We start from the raw sequence: 9641 nt of genomic DNA, 5'->3' as shown, positions 1-9641 counted from the left end.
CAGGTAGCCCGGCGTGCCCAGCAGCCACCCGGTGTGGGTCAGCCGCGGGTCGTCGGCGACGCGGGCCAGCCCGAAGTCGATGAGGATCGGGGTGCGCCCCTCCATCAGCACGTTCGACGGCTTCACGTCGCGGTGCAGGACGCCGACCGCGTGCACCGAAGCGATCCCCTCGGCCAGGCACGAGGCCAGCCAGTACAGGTCGGCGTCGGTGACGGCGCCCTCGTCGACCACCAGGTCGTGCAGCGAGAGGCCTGGCACGTAGCGGGTCGCGACGTACGGCACCTCGGCCCACGGGTCGGCGTCGACGATCTCGGCGACCCACTGGCTGCGGACCCGGGTCAGCGAGCCGACCTCGCGGGCCAGCCGCTGGCGTGCCTCCTCGTCACCGACGATGTGCGGGCGCAGCACCTTGAGCGCGACGCGCTGGCCGGCCGGCCCCCGCCGGGCCAGGTGCACGACGCCCATCCCGCCCTCGCCGAGCCGGGTGAGCAGCGTGTAGCCGCCGACGGTGGCCACGGCGTCGTCGCGCGGCGAGGTGGTCACCACACGAGGTTACAAGTGCCGCGACCCTCCGCCCGAGAGGCTCGGGCGGAGGGTCGCTGCGGCGCGGGCTCGATCAGGAGGCCGGGACGGCTGCCGCCAGGGCGTCGACGAACGTGTCGAGGCTGTAGGTCAAGGAGAGCGCGGTGGGCGGGGAGACCGAGGAGACGATCGCCTCGCCGACCACGCCGGCCACCCGGTCCTCGGCGAACTGGTCCATGGTGCGGTACGTCGGGTCCTCGGCGATCTCCTGGGCGCGCTTCTCGTCGGCCGCGTAGGAGACCAGGACGTCCGAGGTCAGCTTGTCGACGTTCTCGGTGCTGAGCGTGTAGAAGAACGTGCTCTCCTCGGTGTCGAGCTCGTCCACGCTGGGCGCCAGGGTGAAGCCGAGGTCCTCGAGGAACTGCACGCGCGGGTCGGCGCCGCGGTAGACGTAGAACGCGCTCGGGTCGATCGCGACGGCGGCGATCGTCTTGCCCTCGAACTCCGGGTGCGCCTCGGCGGCCTGCGCCACCTCGGCGTCGATGTCGGCGAGCACCTGCTCGGCGTCGTCGGACCGGCCGAGCGCCTCACCGGTCGTCGTGATGACGTCACGCCACGGGGTCGCCCAGGGCTGGTCGGGGTAGGCCACGGTCGGGGCGATCTGGGTGAGCTTCTCGTAGTCGGCCTCGGTGATGCCGGAGTAGGTGGCCAAGATGAGGTCGGGCGCCGCGGCGGCGATCTCCTCGAACGGCGGCGCCTCGCCCGGCGTCAGCACGGCGGGCTGGTCGCCCAGCTCCTCGAAGGCCTCCGTCTGCCAGGGCATGAAGCCTTCGTCGTCGGCGCCGTAGGTCAGGCCCTCCATCGCGACCGGCACGACGCCGAGGGCGAGCACGGCGTCGGGGCTTCCCCAGCCCCAGGTCGCCACCCGCTCGGGCTTCTCGGTGATCTCGGTGCTGCCGAAGGCGTGCTGGATGGTGACCGGCTCGAAGGTCGCCTCGGCCGGCTCGTCGGCGGCCGCTGCCTCGCCTCCCCCGTCGGAGCCGCACGCGGCCAGCGGGAGGACGAGCAGGGCGGTGGCCACCGGCAACGCGAGCCGCGAGACACGGGGCCGGGTGGATCGGAAGAGACGGGGAAGGGACGCCACGTCCACTCCTCTGGTGTGCGGGACCGATGCGGTCGTTGATTAGGTAAGGCTAACCTTACTAGATCGCAAGCGGAGGCTGCACCCGGGCCCGTCCCACGGACACGACGAGCGGGCGGCCGGTCACCGGGTCCTCGATCACGTGCGCCTCCAGGCCGAACGCGTCCCGCACGCAGTCCGCGTCGAGCACCGCGGCCGGTGCGCCCTCGCGGAGCACCCGGCCGGCGGCCATCACCACGAGGTGGTGCGCGTAGCGGGCCGCGAGGTTGAGGTCGTGCAGCACCATGACCACCGTGGTCCCTCGCTGCTCGTTGAGCTCGGCGAGGAGGTCGAGCAGGTCGACCTGGTGGGCGATGTCGAGGTACGTCGTCGGCTCGTCGAGCAGCAGGATCCGCGGGTCCTGGGCGAGCATCATCGCAACCCAGACCCGCTGCCGCTGGCCCCCGGAGAGCTCCTCGACCCGCCGGGTCGCGAGGTCCTCGGTGTCGGTCTGCGCCAGCGCGCGGGCGACCGCGTCGGCGTCAGCGGCGCTCCACCGCCGGAACGCGCCCTGGTGGGGGTGCCGGCCGCGGCCGACGAGGTCGGCGACGGTGATGCCCTCGGGCGCGACCGGCTGCTGCGGCAGCAGCCCGAGCACCGCGGCGACGTCGCGCGGTCGCATGCCGTGGAGGTCACGGCCATCGAGCTGGACGGTGCCCTCGACCGGTCGCAGGATGCGACCGAGGCCGCGCAGCAGCGTCGACTTGCCGCAGCCGTTGGCGCCGACGATCACGCTGACGCGGCCGCTGGGCACGTCGAGGTCGACGCCGTGCACGACCCGGCGCTGGTCGTAGGCGAGGTGGACGCCGCGCGCGACGAGCGAGGTGGCACCCGCCCTCAGATCGTCCGTCATGTCGTCCTTCTCCCTCCGGTGGCCATCAGCCAGATCAGGTAGGGCCCGCCCACGGCCCCGGTGACCACCCCAACCGGGACGGACATGTCGGCCGGCAGCAGGTGCTGGGCGACGACGTCCGCGCCGACCACCATCACGACGCCGACGAGTGCGGACTCGGCCAGGGCCGACGAGCCGTCGCCCAGCAGCCGGCGGGCGATGGGGGCGGCGACGAACGCGACGAACGCGACCGGGCCCGCAGCGGCGGTCGCGGCGCAGGCGAGGGCGATGCCGGTCGCGATCACGCCGGCCCGCACGAGCTCGGGACGCAGGCCGAGGCCGGCCGCCAGGTCGTCCCCGAGCAGCAGCAGGCCGAGGCCCCGCGCGAGCAACGCGGCCACCGGCACGAGCGCCACCAGGGCCAGGCCCAGCAGCCGCACCGCCGACCAGTCGGCCTGGGCCAGGCTGCCGGTCATCCACAGCAGCGCGACCTGGGCCTGCTGGACCTCGCTGCGGGTGAGCAGGTAGCCCACGACCGACGTGCAGACGTAGGCGACGCCGATGCCGGCGAGCACGACGCGGTGGCCGGCCATGCCCCCGCGCCAGGCCACGGCGTACAGCAGCAGCCCCACCACCGCGCCGCCGGCGAGCGCGGCACCCGAGACCGCGGCGCCGCTCAGGCCCCCCAACAGCAGCGCGGCGACCGCCCCGGCGCTGGCTCCCTGGGAGATGCCGAGGATGTCGGGGCTCGCCAGCGGGTTGCGCAGCACCGACTGGAACAGTGCGCCGGCCAGCCCGAAGGCCACGCCGACGAGCATCCCGAGCAGCAGCCGGGGCAGTCGCAGCTCGACGACGATGAAGTGCGCCGACGGATCGTCCGCGCCGGCCAGGGCGCCGAGGACCCGACCGAGGGAGAGCCGGAACTCCCCGAGCATCAGCGCGCTCCCCGCCAGCACGACGACGAGCCCGGCAAGGAGCGCGAGCACCGCCGTACGCCGCGCGCGCCGCTGTCGCCGCGAACGACGCAGTCCCTCCGCAGCGCTCTCCACGGGCGCCCCCACGGCGAGACCGGCCGCACTCACGCCGCGATCCCCCGCGACCGGCGCACGATCGCGATCAGCACCGGGGCGCCGATGACGGCCACCACGAGTCCCGCCTCGAGCTCGCCCGGGCGCGCGACCAGACGGCCGGCGATGTCGGCGGCCAGGAGCAGCACCGGACCGAGCAGCATCGACAGGGCCACGATCCAGCGGTAGTCGGGCCCGACGAGCGCGCGGGCGAGGTGGGGCACGGCGAGGCCGACGAACGCGATCGGGCCGACCATCGAGACCGCGGACCCGCACAGCAGGACGACCCCGGCGACGATGAGGAGTCGCCCGCGGGTGACGTCTTGGCCCAGCCCGCGGGCGACGTCGTCTCCGAGCGCGAGCGCGTTGAGCACCCGCCCGGAGGCCAGCGCGAGCAGCAGGCCGACGACCACGAACGGCACCACGCCCGTGAGCACCGTCAGGGGCCGGTTGGCCAGCGAGCCGACCTGCCAGAACCGGTAGTCCTCGAGCGTCTGCCGGTCCGTCAGCAGCACCACGGTGATGATCGAGGTCGCGGTGGCGGTGAAGGCCGCCCCGACCAGGGCCAGCTTGACCGGCGTCACGCCCTCCCAGCCGAGCGAGGCGGCGCCGTACACGACGAGCGCGGCGATCGCCGCGCCGGCGAAGGCGAACCACACGTAGCCGGACACCGACGTGACGCCTAGGCCGGCGATCGCGAGCAGCACCGCCAGCGAGGCGCCGGCGTTGATGCCGAGCAGGCCCGGGTCGGCGATCGGGTTGCGGGTCACCCCCTGCATCAGCGCGCCCGCGGCCCCCAGCGCGGCCCCTCCGATCAGCCCGACGAGCGTGCGCGGCACCCGCAGGTCGCGCACGACGTGGTGGTCGGTGTCGCCGGAGACGGGATGGACGAGCGCGGCCCAGACCTCGCCGGGTGCGATGTCCCGGGCACCCCACATCAGGCTGGCCAGGCCCACGACCAGCACGCCGCCGACCAGCAGCAGGGCCGTCGCGGCGCGCGAGGACGAGGTCACCAGGTTAGGTTAGCCTCACCTATCCTGATGCGCACACACCGAGGCGCCGCCCGCTCACACGATGCGGTGCATCCAGCCGAACGTGTCCTCGGCGCGGCCGTACTGGATGTCGACGAGCGCCTGGCGGATCCGCATCGTGAGGCCGGTGCTCGCCGGGGCGGGCACCGACCCGCCGTCCCACTTCAGCTCGCCGACCGGCGTGACCACCGCGGCGGTGCCGCAGGCGAAGATCTCGGTGATCCGGCCGCTGGTCACGCCGTCGCGCCACTCGTCGATCGAGAACTTGCGCTCCTCGACCTGGTGGCCGAGCTTGCCGGCCAGCTCGATGATGCTCGAGCGGGTGATGCCCTCGAGGATCGTTCCGGTCTCGGGGGTGACGATGGTGCCGTCGTCGTGGACGAAGTACATGTTCATGCCGCCGAGCTCCTCGACGTACGTGCCCTCCTGGGCGTCGAGGAACACGACCTGGTCGCAGCCGTTGGCGCTCGCCTCCTGCTGGGCGACCAGCGAGCTGGCGTAGTTGCCGCCGGTCTTGGCCGCGCCCATGCCGCCGCGGCCGGCACGCGTGTACTCCTCGGTGAGCCACAGCGTGACCGGCTTGACCCCGCCCTTGAAATAGGCGCCGGCCGGGCTCGCGATCACCATGAACGTCACGTGCTGGGCCGGACGCACGCCGAGGAAGGCCTCGGAGGCGAACATGAACGGCCGCAGGTACAGACTCTTCTCCCCCGCCCCGGGCTCGGTGCTGTCGGGCACCCAGCGCTGGTCGGCCGCGACGAGTGCGTCCACGGCCTGCACGAAGTCGTCGACCTCGAGCGCCGGCAGTGCCAGCCGGTGGCTCGAGCGCACCATCCGCGCGGCGTTCTCCTCGGGCCGGAACGACCAGATCGAGCCGTCCGCGTGGCGATAGGCCTTCATGCCCTCGAAGATCTCCTGCGCGTAGTGCAGGACCGCGGTCGCGGGGTCGAGCGTCAGCGGCCCGTAGGGCTCGATCCGCGCGCCGTGCCAACCCGCGTCGGGCGTCCACTCGACCGTCAGCATGTGGTCGGTGAAGTGCTGGCCGAAGCCCGGGTTGGCGAGGATCTCCGCGAGGCGCTCGTCGGAGACCGCGGCGCTCGACGGGGTGGTGCTGATCTCCATGGGGGACAACTTAGTAGGCCTTCCAACGAAATGGTGACGGCCGGGCACACCAACGTGTGCCCGGCCATCGGTGGAGTGCGACGAAGGGCGTCAGCCGGCTACTCGCGCGGCGATCGCGTCGCCGACCTCGGCGGTACGCCGGGCGGTGCCCGGCTCGCGCGCGGCGAGATCGGCGATCACCGCGGACTCGATGGTCGCGGCGGCGTCGGGGTGCCCGAGGTGGTCGAGCAGCAGCGACGCGGACAGGATCGCGGCGGTGGGGTCGGCCTTCTGCTGGCCCGCGATGTCGGGCGCGGAGCCGTGCACGGGCTCGAACATCGACGGCGTCGTCCGGTCGGGGTTGACGTTGCCGGAGGCCGCCAGGCCGATGCCGCCGGTGATCGCGGCGGCGAGGTCGGTGATGATGTCGCCGAAGAGGTTGTCGGTGACGATCACGTCGAAGCGGGCGGGGTCGGTGGTCATGAAGATCATCGCCGCGTCGATGTGCATGTAGTCGACGGTCACGTCGGGGTACTCCTGCGCCACCGCCTGGGTGATCCGCCACCACACGGAGCCGGCGTGCACGAGCACGTTGGTCTTGTGGACCAGCGTGAGCTTCTTGCGGCGTCGCCGCTGGGCGCGGGCGAACGCGTCGCGCACGACGCGCTCGACACCGAACGCGGTGTTGACCGACACCTCGGTGGCGACCTCGTGCGGCGTACCGACGCGCAGCGCACCGCCGTTGCCCGTGTAGGGGCCCTCGGTGCCCTCGCGGACCACCACGAAGTCGACGTCGCCGGGATTCGCGAGCGGCGATGCGACGCCCGGGAAGATCCGGGACGGCCGCAGGTTCACGTAGTGGTCGAGCTCGAAGCGCAGCCGCAGCAGCAGCCCGCGCTCGAGGATGCCGGGCGGGAGGTTCGGGTCGTTCGGCTTGCCACCCACCGCACCGAGCAGGATCGCGTCGTGCTCACGGACCTCAGCGAGCACGGAGTCCGGCAGCACCTCGCCGGTCGCGAGATAGCGCTCGGCACCGAGGTCGTACCTCGTCTGCTCGAACTTCACGCCGGCCGGGGACGCGACCTCGAGGACCTTGAGCGCCTCGGCGGTCACCTCCGGCCCGATGCCGTCGCCGGGGATGACGGCGAGGCGCAGGGAACCGGACGTGCTGGGGTGCGTGGTGGTCATGCGTCCGAGGCTAGTTGTCGTCGGGACGCTCGCCGCCGTTGTCCCGCAGGTCGAGCGAGGCCTGGACGGCCGCGGTGACGTTCTCGTAGCTGCGCGGGTTGTCGGGGTGGTGGCTGGCGGGACCCCAGTCGGGATACATGTCGTACATCGGTCTGTTCTCTCTCGTGTTCGTTCCAGGTGGGTGGGTGTCCGTGCGGTCCCGATACACCTGAGACGAAGATGGCCCTGCGTGGGACACGCGGTCCGCTCGTGGGTCGCACGAGCCGAGGGAGAACCATCAGGATGCGGATCACGCCGTGCTGCTGGGGGCGGGTCTCGCGCGGAGACATCTTCGACTCAGATGTACCGAGAGACCGTGCAACGCCGAACTCCGCGGCGAGGTGGCCTCTCTTAAGAAGCCTCGCCGCGGCGCTCAATAAGTACGAAGACGCTCCGCATGGTGCGACCACCGTAGGGCACGCCGCCGATGTCGGTCCCGACATTTCGCAGAGTGTTCGCATTGCGAGACAACCGTCCCGCAATGAAAGACTCCCACCATGAGCGCCCCACCCGACCTGCCCGACGTGGTGTCCCGTGCGTTCGACGTCTCCCGGCGGGCCGGCTACGCGTCGTTCTGCCGCAACGAGACCGGCCGGCTGCTGGCGGCACTGGCCGCGACGCGCGAGGGCGTGCTGGCGGAGTTCGGCACCGGGTGCGGGGTCGGTACGGCGTGGCTGCGGTCCGGCGTCCGGGGCGAGGCGCGCATCATCACCGCCGAGCTCGACGCGAAGCTCGCCGACGCCGCGGCCGAGATCTTCGTCGACGACCCGCAGGTCGAGGTGCTCTCCGCCGACTGGTCGACGCTGCTGGACAAGGGCCCGTTCTCCTTGCTGTTCCTCGACTCGGGCGAGCCCACCGAGGTCGGTGTCGACTCCATCGCGGACCTCGTCGAGCCCGGCGGCATCGTCGTGCTCGACGACTTCACGCCGTGCGAGATGTGGCCGCCGATCGCCTACGGACGCGTGGACACGCTGCGCGAGCAGTGGTTGACCGACGAGCGCTTCACCGCCGTCGAGGTGATGGTCGCCCCCGACGCGTCGGCGTTGATCGCCACCAGGCGCTGAGCCCCTGCCCTCAGCCGACCGCCTTGCGCACCAACGCGGCGACCCGGTCGGCCACCTCGGGCGTCCAGGCGGTCAGCGCGTAGACCGTCGGCCACAGGTCGCCGTCGTCGAGGTGGGCGGCGCCCTCGAACCCGAGCGTGCAGTAGCGCTCGTTGAACTTGCCGGCGTTCTTGAAGAACAGCACGATCTTGCCGTCGGCGTTCGTGTAGGCGGGCATGCCGTACCACGTCTTCGGCGCCAGGTCCGGGGCGTTCTCCGACACCGCGACGTGGACGCGCTCGGCGAGGGCCCGGTCCTCGGGGTTCATCTTCTCGATCGCGTCGAGCACCTGCTGCAGGCCGTCGGCCGCCTTGGCGCCCTTCTTGCCCGCCGCCCGCAGCTCGTCCGCGCGGGCCTTGATCGCGGCCCGCTCGGCCGCGGTGAAACCGTCGTTCTCGGTGCTGCTGGGGGTGGTGGTCGTGGCCATGGTGGTCTCCTTCGATCGTGGGGGCCGGCGTCCTGCCGGCCACGTCGGGAAACCTAGTTCGGCGCCAGGACGATCGCTTCTCGATTCCTGACCGATAGCTCGACGGTGAACGCGGGCAGCCAGAGCTGGGTGAGCGGGCCGATCGCGAGCGCGTACAGCACCGTGCCGAGGCCGAGCGTCCCGCCGAGGACCAGGCCGATCACGACGACGACCAGTTCCAGCCCGGTGCGCACCAGCCGCAGCGATCGGCCGGTACGCCGGGCCAGGCCGGTCATCAGCCCGTCGCGCGGCCCACGGCCGAGCTGGGCGCCGATGTAGAGCGCGCTGGCGAGGCCGCAGAGCAGCACCCCGCCGATCATCAAGGCGATGCGGAGCACGAGGCCGTCGGGCCGGTCCAGCACCGCCAGGGTCGCGTCCGCGGAGAAGCCGACCACCAGCGCGTTGGAGATCGTGCCGATGCCGGGCAGCTCGCGCAGCGGGATCCAGGCGATCAGCACCACGAAGCTCATCACCACGACCGCCTGGCCCAAGGTGAGCGGCACGTGGCGGATGAGCCCGGAGTGGAGCACGTCCCAGGGCGCCAGTCCGAGGTCGCCGCGGACCATCAGCGCCAGGGAGACGCCGTAGGCCACCAGGCCGAGGTAGAGCTGGGAGAGGCGGCGGGTCAGCCGGCCGGCCCGCAGCTGGGCGATCGGGCCGAGGTCGGTGAGGCCGCGCGGGGCGGTGGCGATCTGGGTCACCGGACCAGTGTGGCGATGATTGGCCTTCTCAGAAATAGCCAATCGTGCAAGAGTGGCCTGCATGACTCGCTCCGTCAGCGCCTCCCGGGTGGCCACCTTGGTCGGCGAGTTCGACCGCTCCCCCGCCTACGCCGGTCTCGCCGACGCGCTGGTGCTGCTGATCGGCGACGGCCGGATCGCCCTGGACACCCGGCTGCCCAGCGAGCGCGTGCTGACCGAGGCACTCGGCGTCTCGCGCACGACCGTGACCCGGGCCTACACGGCCCTGCGTGAGGCGGGGTACGCCGAGGCGCGGCGCGGGTCGGGGACGTTCACGCGGGTGCCCGGCGGGCCGGCGCGGGCCCACGACCGGGCGCTGCTCCCCCGGCCCGGGGACGACGAGGCGATCGACCTGAACTGCGCGGCGCCGTC

At 72.6% G+C, this 9641-nt stretch carries 12 protein-coding genes; 2 read left to right on the top strand and 10 right to left on the bottom strand.

The features are described 5' to 3' along the window. The 8 genes from VGD85_RS03010 to VGD85_RS02975 form a co-directional block, all read right to left on the bottom strand. A partial coding sequence (locus tag VGD85_RS03010; RefSeq protein WP_331061965.1) for a serine/threonine-protein kinase occupies positions 1 to 543 on the bottom strand: 543 nt, incomplete at its 3' end. Positions 544 to 616: 73 nt separating this feature from the next. Then, complete coding sequence (locus VGD85_RS03005; RefSeq protein ID WP_331061964.1) at positions 617 to 1666, bottom strand: iron-siderophore ABC transporter substrate-binding protein; 1050 nt, start codon at positions 1664 to 1666, stop codon at positions 617 to 619. Between the two features lie 58 nt (positions 1667 to 1724). Then, positions 1725 to 2555: an ABC transporter ATP-binding protein gene (locus tag VGD85_RS03000; RefSeq protein ID WP_331061963.1), complete on the bottom strand. Its 831-nt coding sequence runs from the start codon at positions 2553 to 2555 to the stop codon at positions 1725 to 1727. After that, positions 2552 to 3616 carry a FecCD family ABC transporter permease gene (locus VGD85_RS02995; protein WP_331061962.1) on the bottom strand — a complete coding sequence of 355 codons (1065 nt, stop codon included), beginning with the start codon at positions 3614 to 3616 and terminating at the stop codon, positions 2552 to 2554. Before VGD85_RS02995 ends, VGD85_RS03000 begins: the two co-directional genes overlap by 4 nt. After that, positions 3613 to 4614 carry an iron ABC transporter permease gene (locus VGD85_RS02990; protein WP_331061961.1) on the bottom strand — a complete coding sequence of 334 codons (1002 nt, stop codon included), beginning with the start codon at positions 4612 to 4614 and terminating at the stop codon, positions 3613 to 3615. Before VGD85_RS02990 ends, VGD85_RS02995 begins: the two co-directional genes overlap by 4 nt. A gap of 54 nt (positions 4615 to 4668) precedes the next feature. Next, positions 4669 to 5754 (bottom strand): branched-chain amino acid aminotransferase, encoded by a 1086-nt coding sequence (locus VGD85_RS02985; RefSeq protein WP_331061960.1) that lies wholly within the window; start codon positions 5752 to 5754, stop codon positions 4669 to 4671. A 90-nt stretch (positions 5755 to 5844) separates the two neighbouring features. Further along, positions 5845 to 6921 carry a 3-isopropylmalate dehydrogenase gene (locus VGD85_RS02980; protein ID WP_331061959.1) on the bottom strand — a complete coding sequence of 359 codons (1077 nt, stop codon included), beginning with the start codon at positions 6919 to 6921 and terminating at the stop codon, positions 5845 to 5847. Positions 6922 to 6931: 10 nt separating this feature from the next. Continuing rightward, positions 6932 to 7069 carry a hypothetical protein gene (locus VGD85_RS02975; protein ID WP_158305681.1) on the bottom strand — a complete coding sequence of 46 codons (138 nt, stop codon included), beginning with the start codon at positions 7067 to 7069 and terminating at the stop codon, positions 6932 to 6934. A gap of 388 nt (positions 7070 to 7457) precedes the next feature. On the opposite strand from VGD85_RS02975, the gene VGD85_RS02970 reads away from it, so the two are divergent. Continuing rightward, complete coding sequence (locus VGD85_RS02970; protein ID WP_331061958.1) at positions 7458 to 8024, top strand: O-methyltransferase; 567 nt, start codon at positions 7458 to 7460, stop codon at positions 8022 to 8024. Between the two features lie 10 nt (positions 8025 to 8034). On the opposite strand, the gene VGD85_RS02965 is transcribed toward VGD85_RS02970, so the two are convergent. After that, the gene (locus VGD85_RS02965; protein ID WP_331061957.1) at positions 8035 to 8490 is read right to left on the bottom strand and encodes a DUF1801 domain-containing protein; all 456 of its coding nucleotides are present in this window, start codon (positions 8488 to 8490) and stop codon (positions 8035 to 8037) included. A 53-nt stretch (positions 8491 to 8543) separates the two neighbouring features. After that, complete coding sequence (locus VGD85_RS02960) at positions 8544 to 9230, bottom strand: hypothetical protein (RefSeq protein ID WP_331061956.1); 687 nt, start codon at positions 9228 to 9230, stop codon at positions 8544 to 8546. A gap of 61 nt (positions 9231 to 9291) precedes the next feature. Here VGD85_RS02960 and VGD85_RS02955 point away from each other — a divergent pair. Then, the coding region (locus VGD85_RS02955) for a winged helix-turn-helix domain-containing protein (protein ID WP_331061955.1) at positions 9292 to 9641 on the top strand (350 nt) is incomplete at its 3' end.

The organism is Nocardioides sp., from assembly GCF_036401255.1.
Taxonomy (GTDB): domain Bacteria; phylum Actinomycetota; class Actinomycetes; order Propionibacteriales; family Nocardioidaceae; genus Nocardioides.
The sequence above is the reverse complement of the archived record's forward strand: the minus strand, read 5'-3'. Positions and strand labels throughout refer to the sequence as shown.